This is a genomic window from Arthrobacter sp. 05L44 (assembly GCF_056397605.1).
Genome location: NZ_JBFTNS010000005.1, coordinates 143,126 through 159,906, shown reverse-complemented (window position 1 = coordinate 159,906; position 16,781 = coordinate 143,126). Strand labels below are relative to the sequence as shown.

Below are 16,781 nucleotides of genomic sequence, written 5' to 3'. Positions count from 1 at the left end.
GTCGGCCGGGGCCTTAGAGTGCAGTCGGCGAGGTGCGGGCGCGCAAGGCGGCAAACACCTACTCGGCGGCGATTTGGCGGAGCTCGTCGCGTCCCTTGATGTTCAGTTTGGCGTAGCTGCGGTACAGGTGGCCCTCGACCGTGCGGACCGAAACATGCAGGTCGGCGGCGATTTGGCGGTCGCTCAGCCCCCGGATGGCCAGCGCCACGATGTCACGCTCCCGGCGCGTGAGCAGGCCCAGGCTGTCCCCCTGGCCGGTAGGTTCCCCGCCCGGCAGGCTTTGGGCGTAGTCCTGGCAGCGCTGCCGCTGCGCCGCCGCCATACGTTCCCGGAGGCCGTCCCCGGCCGCGCGGTAGGCGCCTGCTGCGGCCCCGTACGCCTGCGCGGCGAAACCCCACAGCTCGGCGTCCTCGCAACGCTTGGCGGCGTCCATCAGATCCGCGGGCCGCTCCGTCCCCAGTGCCTCCGCGTAGCCGCAGACGGCCGCGGCACGCCGGCCTTCGAGCTGGGGTTTGAGTTCGCGCAGCCGCCCGGCCGCTGACAGGTCCCCGAGGGCCAGCCGGAAGAAGAGGGAGTCGAACTCGAGCCCGGCGGTGTTGCCGGCCCCGTCCGGCCGTCCGAGCCGCTCCAGCTCCTCGGCCGCATGCCCGAGCCCGCCGAGCCGGGCCTTGCCGTAGACCACGGCCATTTCGGACAGCGTCCGCAGGTACCTTGAAACGACCGGCATGGCGGCTTCATAGTCTGCGAGGTGCCCGGCAGCCTTGTCCGGAATACCGGCGTCGGCCGCGGCGGCGAACGCCATCGCGGCCGTGACGGAGAACAACTGCTGGGGATCCGAGAGGCGGAGCGCCTCGATTGCGGCGCGCAGGGTCCGCTTGGCCTCCAGCGATTTCCCCTGGTACAGCAGGACGATGCCGGTAGCGGCATGGACCCCGCCGCCGAAGGAGATCAGGCTGGGGCCAAAAGCCGCCACAAATCCGCCAAGCAGGTTCTCCACGGCGCCCCAGTCCCCGCCATGGATGACTGCCGTAACGGCCCGGACCACCAGGAAGTCCGAGAGGAAGTAGAGCTCGTCGTGTTGGTCGCCGGCCGCTGCCAGCGCGGACCGGGCCGCGGCGTAGGCGCTCTCCGGCTTGCCCTGGACCAGGAGCTGCTCGGCTTCCAGGGCCAGCCGGAAGGCTTTTTCCAGGTTGCTGGCGGGCGGCCGCTCCCCCGTGTGATCCCCGCTCCCGTCCGACGCCGCGGCGCCGCCGTCGAGCGAACCGGCGGCGCCGCCGTCGCCGGCAAGCGCCAGGACCATACTGCGGATGGTACGCACTCGGTCGCGGGTGGCGGCGAGGATGACGTCCGCGGTGGCCGGGTTGGCAGCCGCGAGCCGCTCCCCGGCGTGCACCAGCGCCTGGGCGCGGTCAATGATCTCGGCCGGGCTGTGGCCCAGCGCGGACAGGACCGCGGCCCACAGCAGCGAGCCCGTCAGGAGGCTGGCGACGGTGGTCCCCTTGGCGAAGTCCGCCTCCAGGATGTCCCGTGCCGCCGCATGCTGGGAGCTGTTGTAGTGCGTCCGTGCTATCACCGACCGCGCGGCAATCTGCAGGTCCGGGTCCCGGACCTGGGAGGCTGCCCTGCGGGCCAGGTCGTCTTCGAACAGCCTGCTGGCTAGGAGCGCGGCCCGGAGCAGCTGCCGGTCCTCGACTTCGACGCCGCATTCCAGCGACCAGCTGACATGGCGCAGGAGCCCTTCGGCGGAGGTTGGTTCGCGGTCCATAAGCCGCAGCAGGCTTTGGCGGAGCTCGAGGCTGCGGGCCGGTGAGATCAGGTTCCGGATGGTGTCCCCGTAAACCGAATGCCACAGGCGCAGCTCGTGGTCGGGTGTGTCCGCAACCCGGATGAGCTCCTGCTCGATCAGGTACGCGACGGCCGTTTCATCAACCAACGCCTCGATCAGGCGCCGGGACACGGGCTCGGCGAGCGCCACGAGGTTCAGCGCCTTGCGTTCCTCGGAGGAGCGGCGCAGCAGCTGGCGGCGGACGACGTCGGTCAGCCGCTCGCCGTGGCTGTTGAGCTGGTGGGTCAGGAGCCAAACCCCGTTGCGCTGCAGCAGCGTTCCGTCACTTTTGGCGTCGTCGATCAGGCAGCTGAGCAGCAGCGGGTTGCCCGCGGACGCCTCCCACAGGACATCGGCGGCGTTCGAGACCACCTGCGGGCCGAGCTTCTGGGCCAGGAGTTCGTCCGTTTGTTCCCGGGTCAGGGGCCGGAGGTCGTGCCGTTCGGCGATGCCCTCGAACCAGAGCTGCAGGAGCGGCTCGGGCAGGCCCGGCCGGGTGGCGGCCGCGACGAGGAGTTTCGCCCAGCCGGCCGCGGCCAGCTCCACGAGGACACCTGCGGTGGACTCGTCGAGGTCGTGGGCGTCGTCCACCAGCAACAGGAGCGGCTTCTGGGTGGCCCGCCGCTGCCCCTCAAGATAGCTCCAGAAGGTCCGCAGCACGGCCAGCTGGGAGGTGGCCTCCTCCACGGGCAGGTCCACGATGAACGGCGCGAGGATGCCGTAGGGGACGTGGCTCAGCGCCGGGCTGCCGTGCAGGCGCACGGGGGTCATGTGGCCGCCGAGCTCCGCAGCCACGGTCTCCATGATCGATGACTTGCCGATCCCGTGGTCGCCCAGGAGCAGGACCGCGACGTGCGCTCCCCCCTGCAGGGACTCGACGGCGGATGTCACGTCCTCCGCCCGGCCGGCGAGGGCAGGGCGCTTTGCGGCGGGGTTCTCCCCGCTGGCTCTAGATGAGTCCAAGCAAATCACTCCGCGAGGACACCCCGAGCTTGGTGAAGACCTGGTAAAGGTGCCCCTCCACGGTCCGTATCGAGATGCCCACCTCGAGCGCGATGTCCTTGTTGGAGACCCCGTTTCCGGCGAGGGCCGCGATTTGCCGTTCCCGGTCGGTCAGCAGCGGGCCCTGGGTCCGGGGAACGATTGGAAGCGTCGGAACGGACTCGGACAGGGATTCCAGCATTTTGTGTGCTGCGGTGGCGCTGGTTGCGAGCCCGGCAGCCTTCGCAAAGTCGAAGGCGAGCGCGGCGCACCGGGCCTGGACGGCGTCGAGCTCCATGGTGGCGGAGAGTTCGGCGGCCGCCAGCATGGTGGCGGCGTCCTTCTTGCGGCTCCCGACGGCCACCAGCCTGGACAGTTCGGCGAGCGGTCCCTGCCGGAAGCCGGCGATGTCCTCCATGAAGTGGAAGTCCTTCGCGGTGCCGTTGACGGTGGCCCCCAGCATGCAGATCCCGGCCAGGGTGTACCGGCCGCGGCGGTAGTGCCCTTCGGCGGCGTGCACCAGCCGGTCCTTCGCGTTCGGGTCGCCCAGCCAGCGCGAGGCCATGTCCATGCAGAACTCGGTGGAGCTGCTGACCACAAAGCGGGCCGGGCCGTCGGCGGACCGGGCCCGGTCCAGGTAGACGGTGGCCTGCATGGAGTTGCCCGTCTGGGCGTAGGCGAACGCGGTCGCCGCGTAGGCCTGCCGGAGCGCGTGCAGGCTGGTGCGGACCTCAAGCTGGGCGATGGCGGCCAGCAGCGGGTCCAGGGCCAGGTAGCCCCGGCCCGCGTACACGTAGGCCAGCCCGACGGCGAGGTCGGTCGCGGCGCTCCCGGAGTGGAGGCCGTGGCCGGCCCGGCCGCTGGCATCCTTGAGCATGTCGATGCTCTGGCGCCACTGGCCGGAGAGGAGCAGGACGTTGAAGGCGCGCCAGGCGAAGTTCTCCCGGATCCGGGGAACGTTGGACCATTCACCGAGCCGGCCGCCGATCTCGCGCATCAGCTGCCGGGACTCGACCTCCTTGCCGGTCATGCAGAGGGCTTCCATCAGGATGATCGAGGCCCGCAGCCGGTGGACCGGGTCGAGGGCGTCGGCGTCGGAGGACGCGGCGGCCGCGCTGAGCCGCTCCATCATGGGTTCGTAGTCGCCAACGAAGGAGAGGTAGTTGAACTCGCACAGGTCCAGGCTTAGTCCGGCGCGGGCCAGGGAGTCGGCCGGGGCGGATTCCTGCCCGAAATCCTGGAGCCGGAGCCTTGCCTGCCGGATCAGTTCGGGGACCTTCCCGCAGCGGTCCTCCAGCCAGGCCATGCAATCGGCTTTGGCCGTGATCAGGTCGGCGAACGGTTCCGGTTCCAGCCGGTTGATCTGTTCCTCGGAGATGTCATCAAGGGAGGACATGGCCTGCAGCGGAAGGCCCAGCTGAAGGTAGGCGGCGGCTTTCTGCTGCTGCCCGGCGGACCATTCCTTATCGCTGGGACTGATGTCGCCGGCGCATTTGAGGGCGAACTTGGGGTCGAAAAGCAGGACGGCGGCCTGCGCTGCCGCCAGGGCGTGGGAGGGGGCAAGCTCGGCATGGCAGTCGTGGGTCCACGCGGCGTAGGCCAGGAGGTCCTCCACCGTGAGCTCCGCGAGCTCATGGGCCTGGTGCCCGGGCACCTTGTCCCGCAGTTCCAGCCGGCGTTCCACGGTGAGCCAGTTCCGGACGATGTCCCCCAGGTAGCGGTCCCCCAGCGTCACGTGGTGCTGGTCGGTGCGGTCGACGACGATCTGGCCGGCCTCTTCCATGTCCGCGATCAACCCGGGGCCGTACATCCGGGCCAGCCTGGTCAGGGACATGCTGCGGGCACAGGACAGGACCTCGATCACTTCCCGGGCCTCGGGCGATTCCCGGGCATAGCGCGCCCTGACGATGTCCTCCAGCGCTGTCCTCCCGTCGAGGACAACTTCGTCCACCAGGGTCCATACCTCGCCGGCGAGCACCAGGTTGCCGCGTTCGATTTGTTCGGACACCACAGCCTGCAGCAGGGTGGGGCTGCCGCCGACCAGCTGATGCATCTGGCTCGCCAGGGCGGTGGAAACCCGGTGGCCCAGCGCGGCCTGCAGCACTTCCTGGGTCTCGATCTCCGTCATGGTGGACAGCCGGACCTCCGCCAGCTGCCCGGAGGTGATGAGCCAGTAGAAGTCCGGCGGCAGGTCCGTGGTGCGCTGCGCGGTGGCCACGAGCCGTGCCGTCCCGGTCTGCAGCAGGTTCAGCAGCACACCGGTGCTTTGTTCGTCCAGGGACCCGGCGTTGTCCAGCAGGATCACGCACTTGCGTCCCCCGGCGTCGTTGCGGATCAGCGAGGTCATGCCGTGCAGGATGGCGGTGGGCGAGCCGAGGGCACTCTGCGGCAGCCGCGCGAGCGTAAAGGCGAGGCAGCCGTAAGGCGTCGCCGGGCCGGAGGTCCGCAGCTGCAGGGTGAAGACGTCGGGGCCAAAACCGGCCAGTGCACTGCGGCCGACGAGGGACTTTCCGACGCCCCGGTCGCCGGTGATGACAACGCCCATGCTTCCGGGCGCGGCGAGGTCGTGCCGGACACGGTCGGCGTCAGCGCCGCGTGCCAGCCCGGACCACGCGTGCCTGCTCACCGGCCTCCCAGCCTGATGAACGTCGGCACGTGGCAGTGCAGTGGAAACATTTCCCCAGCCCAGTGAATCCCTCGACATCCAGTTTCCTTCGTACCGCTCTGCGGGCGGCCCCAATACCGTCCGCCTAGAAGTAGCCTAACCCCATCCCCCGACAGGAAAGTAGAGCGATCATAACGGCATAACGGCACTGTTGGTAGGGACATCCGGCCCTGACACGCGGGCTTCGTATCGGGGCCCGGCTACGCGGGTCAGCACGCGGACCGCGCCGGAAGGCGGCCCTCCCCGCTAGGGGGTCTTGGCGGGGTGAAACTTTTGCTGGGCCGGCTGCAGGCCCTCCCGGACCAGCGCCTCCACGGCGTCGGCGGCGGAGTCGATCAGGAAGGGCAGTTCCTTTTTCTCCGGCCCGGAGAAGTCACGAAGCACAAAATCGGCGGTGTCCATCCGGCCGGGCGGACGGCCGACCCCGACGCGTACCCGCAGGTAGTCCTTGGTGGCCAGCGCCTTGGAGATGTCGCGCAGGCCGTTGTGGCCGCCTTCGCCGCCGCCGATCTTGAGCTTGATGGTGTTGAACGGGATGTCGATCTCGTCGTGGACGGCAATGACGTTGGCCGGTCCGATGTCGTAGAACTTCGAAAGCGCGGAGACGGGGCCGCCGGAGACGTTCATGTAGCTCATCGGCTTCGCCAGCACCACCCGGGGACCGCCGATGCCCAGCCTGCCCTCGAGGACCTGGGCCCGGGACTTGTGGGACTTGAAGCCGCCGCCCACCCGGTGTGCGAGTTCGTCGAGCACCATCTGCCCGACGTTATGCCGGTTGTGGGCATACTCGGACCCCGGATTGCCGAGGCCTACGATCAGCCAGGTATCAGTCATTGGATCCATCCTTCGTGGGGGCGTCGGGCCAGGGGCGGGGCAGAGACGACGGTGGCCGGGCCCCACTGGGACCCGGCCACCTGAGAATACGCCGGAATTACTCGGCAGCAGCCTCGGAGTTCTCTTCGCCTTCGGCGGCTTCGGCGGGCGGAGCCTCTTCGCCGGTCTCTTCTTCCTCGACGATTTCGACGGCCTCGGAGACGTTGACCACCAGGGCGTCAGCGTCTGCCAGCAGGACGGTGCCCTTCGGCAGCACGACGTCGGAGGCGTGGATGTGCTCGCCGGCGGCGCGGCCTTCGACGCTGACCTCGACGGCGGTCGGCAGGTGGGTTGCCTCGGCCTCAAGGGAGATGGTGGTCATCTCGAGGTTGTGGACGTTGCCCGGGGCGACCTCGCCGGTGACGTGCACGGGGACGTCGACGGTGACCTTTTCGCCCTTACGGACGGTCAGCAGGTCGATGTGCTCGATGATCTGCTTGATCGGGTTGCGCTGGATGTCCTTGACCAGGGCCAGGCGCTCTTCGCCGTTGATGTCCAGGGACAGCAGGGCGTTGGCGGTGCGGACAGCCAGGGTGGTTGCCTTGGCCGGCAGGGTGATGTGGATCGGCTCGGCGCCGTGGCCGTAGATGACGGCCGGGATCAGGTTGGCCATGCGGGCGCGGCGGGCGAAGCCCTTGCCGAATTCGGTGCGTACTTCTGCTGCGAGCTTCTGCTCAGACATGGAAATCTCCTGTGGGATGAACGGTGTTCAGCAAGGGCGGAGGTCTGTCAGCGACCTTCAACGCGGGGCGGACGGGCCGCCCATCAGAAGGGAGATTCAGACCCAGTCGATAACGGAGACCGGAATTCCGGTGCTCTCCCTCGCCAAGGTATCGAAAAAGAGTTTAGCAGTGCCGGGCCCCGTTTAGCGAAACGGGGCCCGGCACGGGGCTAGGCGTTGCCGTCGAAGAGGCTGGTGACGGAGCCGTCGTCGAACACTTCGCGGATGGCCCGGGCGATCAGCGGCGCGATCGAGAGGACCGTCAGCTGCGGGAAGTGCTTGTTGGCGGAGATCGGCAGGGTGTTGGTGACCACCACTTCGCGGGCGCCGGACTCCGCGAGCCGCTGCGAGGCGGGATCGGAGAACACTGCGTGGGTGGCGGCGATGATGACATCCTTGGCGCCGGCGTTCTTGAGCACCTGGACGGCGCCGGAGATGGTTCCGCCGGTGTCGATCATGTCGTCGATCAGCACGCAGGTGCGGCCCTCGATCTGGCCCACGACGGTCTTGGAGACGGCCTGGTTGGGAACGGTCAGGTCCCGGCTCTTGTGCACAAACGCCAGCGGGGCGCCGCCGAGGCGTTCGGCCCACTGTTCGGCAACGCGGACACGGCCGGTGTCCGGGGAGACGACGGTGATGTTGTCCGAACCGACGCGGGTGCGGATGTAGTCGGCGAGGAGCGGGATGGCCATCAGGTGGTCCACGGGGCCGTCGAAGAAGCCCTGGATCTGCGAGGTGTGCAGGTCAACGCTCATGATCCGGTCGGCGCCCGCGGTTTTGTACAGGTCTGCGACCAGGCGGGCGGAGATCGGCTCGCGGCCGCGGCCCTTCTTGTCCTGGCGGGCGTACGGGTAGAAGGGCGAGACCACGGTGATGCGCTTGGCGGAGGCCCGCTTGAGCGAATCGATCATGATCAGCTGTTCCATGAGCCAGTTGTTCAGCGGGGCCGGGTGCGCCTGGATCACGAAGGCGTCGGTGCCGCGGACACTCTCGCCGGCCCGGACGTAGATCTCGCCGTTCGCGAAGTCGTAGGCGTCCAGGGGCAGCAGTTCGGTGCCCAGCTCCTTGGCGATCTCGCGCGCCAGCTCAGGGTGTGCCCGCCCGGCGGCGAGCACCAGCTTCTTCTCCCCGTGTGCCGTAATTTCGCTCATGTTTGCTAGCCCTCTTCTGTCGATGCCGGAGTACTGGAAGATGTTGGGGTGGTGCCGGCTGCCTCGGCCAGCGCGGCGGAGATGGAGCCCGGACGGTGCGAAACCACCCAGCCCTCGGAGTTCCGCTGCTTGGCCAGGGACACGGCCAGGGCGCCTGCCGGGACGTCGCTGCGGATCACGGCGCCCGCGCCGCTGTAGGCGCCGTCGCCCACCTGGACCGGGGCCACAAATACGGTGTTGGACCCGGTGCGCACCCCGGAACCGATGATCGTGCGGTGCTTCTTCTCGCCGTCGTAGTTGGCGGTGATGTTGCCGCAGCCGATGTTGGTGTCCTCGCCGATTTCCGCGTCACCGGCGTAGCCGAGGTGGGAGAGCTTCGAGCCGCGGCCGATGGTGACGTTCTTCGTCTCGTAGAACGCGCCGATCTTTCCGGTCTCGCCGAGGCGGGTGCCGGGGCGCAGGTACGTGAAGGGGCCGACGCTGGCGTTGGCGCCAATAACGGCGCCGGAACCGTGGGTGCGCGTGACCTTGGCGCCCTCGCCGATCTGGACGTCGGTGAGGGTGCTGTCCGGGCCCACGACGGCGTCACGGGCCACGGTGGTGGCGCCGTGCAGCTGGGTGTTGGGGAGCAGCCGGACGTCCTCGTCGAGGGTCACAGTCGCGTCGATCCAGGTGGTGGCCGGGTCGACGACGGTGACGCCGGCCCGCATCCAGGCCTCCACGATGCGCCGGTTGTGTTCCGCGCCGAGGGCGGAGAGCTGAACCCGGTCGTTGGCGCCCTCGACCTGCCAGCGGTCACCGGTCACGACGGCGGCTACCCGGCCCCCGGCGTCGCGCGCCAGGGAGAGGACGTCGGTGAGGTATTTCTCGCCCTGGACGTTGTCGGTGGTGACGTGGGCCAGCGCGCCTCGCAGCGCGCCGGCGTCGAACGCGTAGATGCCGGAGTTGATCTCGCGGATTTGGCGTTCGGCGTCGCTGGCGTCCTTGTGTTCGCGGATGCCTGTGACGGTGCCGTCCGCGCCGCGGAGGATTCTGCCGTAGCCGGTGGCGTCGTCGAGGACGGCGGTGAGGACGGTGACGGCGTTGCCCGCGGCCTCATGCGCGGCGACCAGTTCGGTCAGCAGCGCACCGGTCAACAGGGGCACGTCGCCATAGGTGACGACGACGGTGCCGCTCAGGCCGCCGTCGGGCTGGCGGGCGTCGAGGGCCTCGAGGGCGGCTTCGACCGCGCGGCCGGTGCCGGGAACGTCGTCCTGGTCAACGATCAGGGCCTGCGGGTCGATTCCGGCGATGTGCGAGGCGACCTGCTCGCGTTCGTGCCGGACAACGATGGCCAGTTCACGCGGGTCGATGGCGCGGGCGGCGTTGAGGGCGTGGCCCACGAGCGAGCGTCCGCCGATTTCGTGGAGGATCTTGGGGGTACGGGACTTCATCCGGGTACCGGCGCCTGCAGCTAGGACAATGACGGCGGCTGGGCCGGTGTTCTCGGGGCTCACGTACGGGCTCTCCTTGCTCAGTGGCCTGACTCAGTGYCGCTGCTCGGTGGATCTGGCGGACCCCTGGACATCAGCCCGGTGGTCCACCTTGTTGCCGGCTCGCTTGTTGCCGGCTCGGCACGGCAGCGCCGGACCACTTTCCGGTCACGGCGTCCCGTTCATCCTACTGGACTGCCGCCGCCCCCGGCCCGCCGGGACCGGTTCCTCCCGGCCGCCGGCGCCCGCGGCAGTTCCGCCCATAGGACTCGAACCTATACTCCACGGCTCCAAAGGCCGGGGTGCTGCCATTACACCAGAGCGGACCATGCCATGGCCGTAAGCCTGTGGCACAAGAGTCAATTCTGCCACGAAGGCTGTTGCCGGTGCGACTTGGGGTTTTGGGGCGGGGGTGGGGTGGGGTGGGGTGGGCCGGTGGCTCCGGTTGGTGGCGGGCTCGGGCTCGGCTCGGGCCGCAGGGCGGTAGGGCATGATGGTGCTGTGAGCAACAGCGCAGGAGCGGCCAGGGGGGCGGACCACCGTACCGACCGGCCCACCGGGGAACCTGAACCAATCCGCAAGCCGAGGATGACCGGGGTCCAACGGCGCTCCCAGCTAATCGGCGTCGGCCGCGGGCTCTTCGCACTCCGGGGCCTGGACGGCACGACGCTGGACGAGATCGCCGCCGCGGCCGGGGTCTCAAAACCTGTCATCTACGAACACTTCGGGTCCAAAGAGGGCCTGTACACCCAAGTGGTCGAGCGCGAATTCCGGATCCTGCTCGGCTCCATCAACGCCGCCCTCGCCGAAGAAGCAAAACCCCGCGTCCTGGTCGAACGGGCCGCCCTGGCACTGCTGGGCTACATCGAGGACCGGACCGACGGTTTCCGCATCCTGATGCGCGATGCCCCGCCGTCGCAGCCCGAGGGCGCGTTTTCGACCCTGCTCTCCCAGGTCACCGCGCGCGTCGAGTACATCCTCGCGGACGAGTTCGCCCGGCGTGGGTTCAGCGCCGCCGACGGTGCGATGTACGCACAAATGCTGGTCGGCATGGTCGCCATGACGGGCCAGTGGTGGCAGGACAGCCGGACCCCTGACAAGCGCGAGGTCGCCGCGCACCTGGTGAATCTCGCCTGGAACGGCCTGACCGGCCTGCGAAAAGAGCCGGAACTCAGGAGCGGGGACGGCAGCGCGGCGGAGTAGGCGGCTGGCTGGTGCGGGGTCCGGTTGGGTGGGACGCCGGTGGGTGGGGCGCTGCGTCGCCCTGGACAGACGGACATGCCCATCGGTCCCGAACCCTCCGAACGGACATGCCCATTCTTCGCACCTCAGACTGGACATAACCATCCGCCGCTTGCACCACGGGACATGCCCCGTCGCCCAGAATCACTTCGGACCGACATGCCCATCCTTCGCCCGACCCGACGGACATGCCCATCCCTGGGCTCGGCCATTGGACATCTACCTAATATGCCCATCCGCCAGGGCTGAGAGTGGGCATGTCCGGACACCCCGAAGAACAGGGACGGGCATGTCCATTCTTCGAAGCTAATAACGGACATGTCCATCCGTCGGCGCCAAGACTGGGCATGCGCGGCGACCCCGAGGCACACGGACGGGCATGTCCATTCTTCGAAGCTGGTAACGGACATGTCCATCCGCCGGGGTAAGGATTGGGCACGTCCGGAAGCTCTGAGAGGCAAGGACGGGCATGTCCATCCTTCGAGGCGCAGGACGGGCATGCCCATCCCCCGCAGCACAGGTGCCCTGCCGCGACCGAGCTCACACTCAGGGTGTCACGACGGCGACCCCGCGCCCGGCGCCCCCGCGGCCGCGACACGGCGCCCCCACCCCAATCGGAGCCCCGACCCCGGCCTACTCGCCGAGGACCTCCAGGGCTTCGAGCCATTCGAGTTCGAGGCCTTCGCGTTCCGCGGCGAGTTGCTGCAGCTTGGCGTTGAGGGCGGCGAGTTCGTCGAACTTGGAGGCGTCCCCGGCCCCGGCGGTCATCTGGGCGTGGATCTTGTCTTCCTGCTGCTTCAGTTTGCCCAGCTGTCGGTCGATCCTGTTCTTGGCCTTGCGGGCGTCGCGCTTCTCGGCTTCGGAGGGCCCCGAGGCGGCAACCCCGGCCGCCCCACCAGCCCCGCCACCGGAGGACGTGACCGGGTTGCCGCCGCCGGTGATCGTGGATCCGGCCAGTGCAGCCTCGCGCAGTTCCAGGTACTGGTCCACGCCGCGCGGCAAGGCACGGATCTTGCCGTCGCCGAGCAGGGCCATCTGGTGGTCCGTGACGCGCTCGAGCAGGTACCGGTCGTGGCTGACCACCACCAGCGTCCCCGGCCAGCCGTCGAGCACGTCTTCGACCGCGGCGAGGGTGTCGGTGTCGAGGTCGTTGGTCGGTTCGTCCAGCATCAGGACGTTGGGCTCCCCCACCAGCAGGCGCAGCAGCTGCAGCCGGCGCCGCTCCCCGCCGGAGAGGTCCTTGACCGGGGTCCACTGCTTCTCGTTGGTGAAGCCGAGCTGCTCCACGAGCTGGCCGGCGGTGAACTCCTTGCCGCCGACGTTGAAGGACCGCTTTTCGCGCTCGATCACTTCGATGACCCGCAGGTCGGAGACGTCGTCGAGCTCCTTGACCTCCTGGCTGAGGACAGCGGTGACCACCGTCTTGCCGCGCTTGACCTGTCCGGAGCTGGGCTGGATCTCGCCGTTGAGGAGCTTCAGCAGGGTGGTCTTGCCGGCGCCGTTGACGCCCACCAGCCCCAGCCGCTCACCGGGCGCGAGGCGCAGCGTGATGTTGTCGAAGAGCTTCTCCCCGGCGGAGCCGCCCAGGAAGTCGAGGGAGACGTTTTCGAGGTCCAGGACGTCCTTGCCCAGCCGGGCGGTGGCCATTTTGCTCAGGGCCGTCGAGTCACGCGGTTCGGGGACGTCGGCGATCAGGGCGTTGGCAGCCTCGATCCGGAACTTCGGCTTCGCGGTCCGGGCCGGGGCGCCGCGGCGGAGCCAGGCGAGTTCCTTCTTGACCAGCTGCTGGCGCTTGCCTTCGACGACGGCGGCCGTGCGGTCGCGCTCGGCGCGGGCCAGCACGTAGGCGGCGTAACCGCCGTCGAACGGGTCCATGATGCCGTCGTGGATTTCCCACGTCCGGTTGCAGACTTCGTCGAGGAACCAGCGGTCGTGGGTGACCACCAGGAATGCACCCTGGTTGGGCCGCCAGCGCGTCTTCAGGTGCCGGGCGAGCCAGGCCACGCCTTCGACGTCGAGGTGGTTGGTGGGCTCGTCAAGCATGATGACGTCATGGTCCTCGATGAGCAGCTTGGCGAGGGCCACCCGGCGCTTCTGGCCGCCGGAGAGCGCGTGGACGTTGGCGTGCCAGTCGACGTCGGACACAAGGCCGCCCATGACCTCGCGGATCTGCGGGTTGCGGGCCCACTCATAGTCGGCCTGGTCGCCGACGATCGCGGAGCCGACGGTCAGGTCGCCGTCGAGCACGTCGCTCTGGTCGAGGTAGCCGATGTTGACCTCGCTGCGCTTCGTGACACGGCCGGAGTCCGGGGTGGACCGCATGGCCAGCAGCCGCATGAGGGTCGACTTGCCGTCGCCGTTGCGGCCCACCATGCCGATCCGGTCGCCCTCTTCGAGTCCGAGGGTGATGCCGTCGAGGACGGTGCGGGTTGCATACGAGACCGTGAGGTTCTCGCCGCCGAGCAGGTGTGCCACTGGGAACTGCTTTCTGAGAGGAAATGATCGGGCTAGAAGGGCCGATTATGCTGCCGTACCCCTGACGTATATACAGTCAAAGCTACTAAAGGAGCGTATCGGAGATGATGCGTGCCCCGTGCACCGGCCCGTGCACCGCCTGGGCGTCGAGGCCGTGATGACGGAGGTCCTCCGCGAGGCCCTCTGCGGCGGCCGGGCTGTGGGCCAGCAGTGCCACCGTGGGGCCGGACCCGGAGACGAGACCGGCGATCGCGCCGCAGGACTCCCCCAGTCCCAGGACATCCCGCAGGCCCGGCGCCAGCTCGATCGAGGCCCGCTGCAGGTCGTTGACCAGGACCCGGCTCAGGGCATCGGCATCGCCGTTGAGCAGCGCGGCCAGGACGCGGGGGTCCACCGACGTGGGTTCCTCGATTTCCACCCCTTCGGCGGCACGGAGCCGGTCGAGGGCGCGGAATACCTCCGGGGTGGACAACCCGAAGTCCGCGGTGACGAGCACCCAGTCGGTCTGCGCCTTGACCAGCGCCGGGGACAGTTCGTCGCCGACGCCGAGGCCGACGGCGGTGCCGCCGAGGAGGGAGAAGGGCACGTCGGCGCCGAGCTCGGCGGCCAGGTGCGCGAGTTCGTCGCGGGAGAGTCCGCTGTTCCAGAGAGCGTCGCAGGCCAGCAGGGTGGCCGCGGCGTCGGCCGACCCGCCGCCCATCCCTCCGGCCACCGGGACGCGTTTGGTGATTTCCAGGTGCACGCCGGTGGAGTGCTCGGACACGTCAGCCATGATGGACGCCGCCTTGTAGGCCAGGTTGCGTTCGTCCAGCGGGATGTCGACGCCGTCGAGGTCCAGGGTGCTGTCCGGGCTGATGCTGACGGTGATCCCGCCGGTGTCGGTGCTGGTGGCCGCGACCTCTTCGTAGAGGGACACCGCGAGGTAGACGCTGGCCACCGAGTGGTAGCCGTCGGGGCGCAGCGGCCCCACATCGAGTGAGACGTTGACTTTTCCGGGCGCCTTGACCCGGACGGTCCTCGCGGAAAAGCGCCCTCTCACTGCGTTCATGGCTCCACGCTATGGCATGGCGGCCCGTGGCTCAAAGCAGGGCCGGCTACTCAGCCACCGGTTACTCAGCCGCAGGCTGGGTACGCGCTTCGGCGATGCGCGCGAATGCGGTGATGTCCAGGACCTCGCCGCGGGCTGTGGGGTCGACGCCGGCGGCACGCAGGCAGCGTTCGGCCTCGGCGGCGCTGCCCGCCCACCCGGCAAGGGCGGCCCGGAGCGTCTTGCGGCGCTGGGCGAAGGCGGCATCGATGACGGCGAACACCTCTTCCCGGCTCGCGGTGGTGGCCGGCGGTTCCCGGCGGGTGAAGGCGACCAGCCCGGAGTGGATCTTCGGTGCCGGCCAGAAGACGTTCATTCCGATCACCCCGGCCTTGCGCATCCCGCTGTACCACGCGGCCTTGACGGAGGGGACGCCATACGTTTTGGAGCCAGGGCCGGCCGCGAGGCGGTCCGCGACCTCGTCCTGGACCATCACCAGGCCGTGACGCAGGCTCGGGAAGTGCTGGAGCAGGTGCAGCACCACGGGCACGGCCACGTTGTACGGCAGGTTCGCAACAAGCGCCGTCGGCTGGACCGGCAGTTCGGTCACCTTCATGGCGTCCGAGAGGACCAGGTGGAAGTTCTCGACGGCGTCCGGCCGCCACGCGGCGACGGTGGCGGGGAGTTTGGCGGCGAGGACGGGGTCGATTTCGACGGCGATGACGGACGCGGCCGCGTCGAGCAGCCCGAGCGTCAGAGAACCGAGTCCGGGGCCGACTTCGAGCACGGCCTCGTCCGGGGCGATGTCCGCAGCAGCGACGATGCGCCGGATGGTGTTGCCGTCAATGACAAAGTTCTGGCCCAGGGTCTTGGTGGGACGAACCCCGATTTCCTCGGCGAGCCGGCGGATGTCGGAGGCGCCCAGCAGCGGCGCCGGGGCACCGGAGGGGAGGCTGCCGGCAGGTTCGACGGGGGCGGCGGGGGTCGGTTCAGTCACCTAGGTATCCTATCCCGCGGCGGGAACGGCAGAGGCCGGTCCCGGGGAATCCGGGACCGGCCTCGAGGGTGCCCCGCGGTGGTGGTCAGCCTGCGCGGGTCTTTATGGTGCCGTGCGGCCCTCGCGGGCCGGGGCGGGGGTTAGCTGGACGCTGCCCAGCCGCAGCCCCAGGGGCTCAGGCCACGCTGTGCGTAGACCCGGTTGGCGACGGCGATCTGCTGGGCCTTGCTGGCCTGGCTGGCGTTCGGGGCGTAGGAACCGCCGCCGGAACCGAGCCAGGTCTGGATGTCGAACTGCAGTCCGCCGTAGTAGCCGTTGCCGGAGTTGATGGACCAGTTGCCGCCGGACTCGCACTGCGCGATCTTGTCCCACATGCCTTCGTTCATCATGGCCGGGGCTGCGGCGCCGGTGTTGGCGGCGGCCTCAACCTTGGGCGCTTCCTTGGTGCCGATGCTGACCTTCTCGGTCACCGGCTCGCGGGTCACGGACTGGGACACCAGGGTCTTGGAGGCGACGCGGCCATCGACGAGGACCAGTTTGAAGTTCTTGCTGATACTGCCGGCCACACCGGCCTGGACGACCTTGTGTTCGCCCTTGGGCATGGCGGAGTCCTCCGCTGTGAGCGTCTCGAACGGGACGTCTTCGGTGGTTGAGGCAGTCTTGGACGTGTCAACGCGCGAGACCTTGACCACCATGTTGTTGACCACGGGGGCGTTGCGCGGCTGGGAGGTCCGGTCGCTGGCGCCGAGCTTAAGGCCGGCGTCGCTGAGGACGGTCCCGACGGTTGCCGCCGTCGTCGTGGTCCTGGTGGCCTTGCCGTCGGCGACGAGGGTCACGGCCTTCGGCGTCGAGATGCTGACGTACGAACCGGAGACGGCCAGCTGGGCGTCCTTCGGGACGGACACCTTCGAGGCGGAGGCGACACCGAGTTCGGTGACGAGGCCTTCCACGGTGGGGGCAGTGGTGGTGATGGTGCGCTCCGCGCCGTCCACGCTGACCTTCACGGCCTTGGCGAGGTTGACGTTGATGACGGAGCCGTCCTGCACATGCGAATCGGTTGAGGGGGACACCTTGTCGGCGGCCTGCAGCTCGACCTTGGCGGCGCTGACCACCTGGCCGACGGTGCCGCCGAACGTCTGGACGGAGCTGACGCGCCCGTCGACGTTGAGGGTGACTGTCTTGTTGTTGCCGACGAAGGCGACGAGGCCCAGCACGAGCGCCATTAGCACCACCAGCTGTGAGCCGACCTTGACGTAACTGATTTTGCCGTCCGATGTGAAGAACTTGACCACGATTGCCCATATCTTTTGGACCATCCGGGCACGGGGAAAAGCGCACGCGTTTCCCCGGCG

11 protein-coding genes and 1 tRNA gene are annotated in these 16,781 nt (G+C 69.0%); 1 reads left to right on the top strand and 11 read right to left on the bottom strand.

Annotated features, from left to right (window positions below; all coding sequences use genetic code 11):
• Positions 1-58: 58 nt before the first annotated feature.
• The 7 genes from AC1DHY_RS12140 to AC1DHY_RS12110 form a co-directional block, all read right to left on the bottom strand.
• Positions 59-2,788, bottom strand: a complete 2,730-nt coding sequence (locus AC1DHY_RS12140; RefSeq protein ID WP_476903683.1) for a helix-turn-helix transcriptional regulator — start codon at positions 2,786-2,788, stop codon at positions 59-61.
• Positions 2,775-5,432: a helix-turn-helix transcriptional regulator gene (locus AC1DHY_RS12135; protein WP_476903682.1), complete on the bottom strand. Its 2,658-nt coding sequence runs from the start codon at positions 5,430-5,432 to the stop codon at positions 2,775-2,777. The genes AC1DHY_RS12140 and AC1DHY_RS12135 overlap by 14 nt, the downstream gene beginning before the upstream one ends.
• A 285-nt stretch (positions 5,433-5,717) precedes the next feature.
• Complete coding sequence (pth, locus tag AC1DHY_RS12130; protein WP_476903681.1) at positions 5,718-6,305, bottom strand: aminoacyl-tRNA hydrolase; 588 nt, start codon at positions 6,303-6,305, stop codon at positions 5,718-5,720.
• A 97-nt stretch (positions 6,306-6,402) separates the two neighbouring features.
• Positions 6,403-7,026, bottom strand: a complete 624-nt coding sequence (locus AC1DHY_RS12125; protein WP_476880555.1) for a 50S ribosomal protein L25/general stress protein Ctc — start codon at positions 7,024-7,026, stop codon at positions 6,403-6,405.
• A gap of 209 nt (positions 7,027-7,235) precedes the next feature.
• Entirely contained in the window at positions 7,236-8,216 is a 981-nt protein-coding gene (locus tag AC1DHY_RS12120) for a ribose-phosphate diphosphokinase (protein ID WP_138769945.1), read from the bottom strand.
• 5 nt (positions 8,217-8,221) lie between these two features.
• Positions 8,222-9,712 (bottom strand): bifunctional UDP-N-acetylglucosamine diphosphorylase/glucosamine-1-phosphate N-acetyltransferase GlmU, encoded by a 1,491-nt coding sequence (glmU, locus tag AC1DHY_RS12115; RefSeq protein WP_476879004.1) that lies wholly within the window; start codon positions 9,710-9,712, stop codon positions 8,222-8,224.
• A gap of 230 nt (positions 9,713-9,942) precedes the next feature.
• A tRNA-Gln gene (locus AC1DHY_RS12110) sits at positions 9,943-10,014 on the bottom strand.
• Between the two features lie 262 nt (positions 10,015-10,276).
• On the opposite strand from AC1DHY_RS12110, the gene AC1DHY_RS12105 reads away from it, so the two are divergent.
• Positions 10,277-10,891: a TetR/AcrR family transcriptional regulator gene (locus AC1DHY_RS12105; RefSeq protein ID WP_476879012.1), complete on the top strand. Its 615-nt coding sequence runs from the start codon at positions 10,277-10,279 to the stop codon at positions 10,889-10,891.
• 672 nt (positions 10,892-11,563) lie between these two features.
• Here the strand turns inward: AC1DHY_RS12105 and AC1DHY_RS12100 are convergent.
• The 4 genes from AC1DHY_RS12100 to AC1DHY_RS12085 all read right to left on the bottom strand — a co-directional run bounded on the left by AC1DHY_RS12100 (position 11,564) and on the right by AC1DHY_RS12085 (position 16,745).
• Complete coding sequence (locus tag AC1DHY_RS12100; protein WP_476879005.1) at positions 11,564-13,405, bottom strand: ABC-F family ATP-binding cassette domain-containing protein; 1,842 nt, start codon at positions 13,403-13,405, stop codon at positions 11,564-11,566.
• Between the two features lie 85 nt (positions 13,406-13,490).
• Positions 13,491-14,453, bottom strand: coding sequence for a 4-(cytidine 5'-diphospho)-2-C-methyl-D-erythritol kinase (locus AC1DHY_RS12095; RefSeq protein WP_476903680.1), 963 nt, complete (start codon positions 14,451-14,453; stop codon positions 13,491-13,493).
• A 61-nt stretch (positions 14,454-14,514) separates the two neighbouring features.
• Positions 14,515-15,429: a 16S rRNA (adenine(1518)-N(6)/adenine(1519)-N(6))-dimethyltransferase RsmA gene (gene rsmA, locus AC1DHY_RS12090; protein WP_476879007.1), complete on the bottom strand. Its 915-nt coding sequence runs from the start codon at positions 15,427-15,429 to the stop codon at positions 14,515-14,517.
• Positions 15,430-15,569: 140 nt separating this feature from the next.
• Positions 15,570-16,745 carry a ubiquitin-like domain-containing protein gene (locus AC1DHY_RS12085; protein ID WP_476879008.1) on the bottom strand — a complete coding sequence of 392 codons (1,176 nt, stop codon included), beginning with the start codon at positions 16,743-16,745 and terminating at the stop codon, positions 15,570-15,572.
• Positions 16,746-16,781 lie beyond the last annotated feature (36 nt).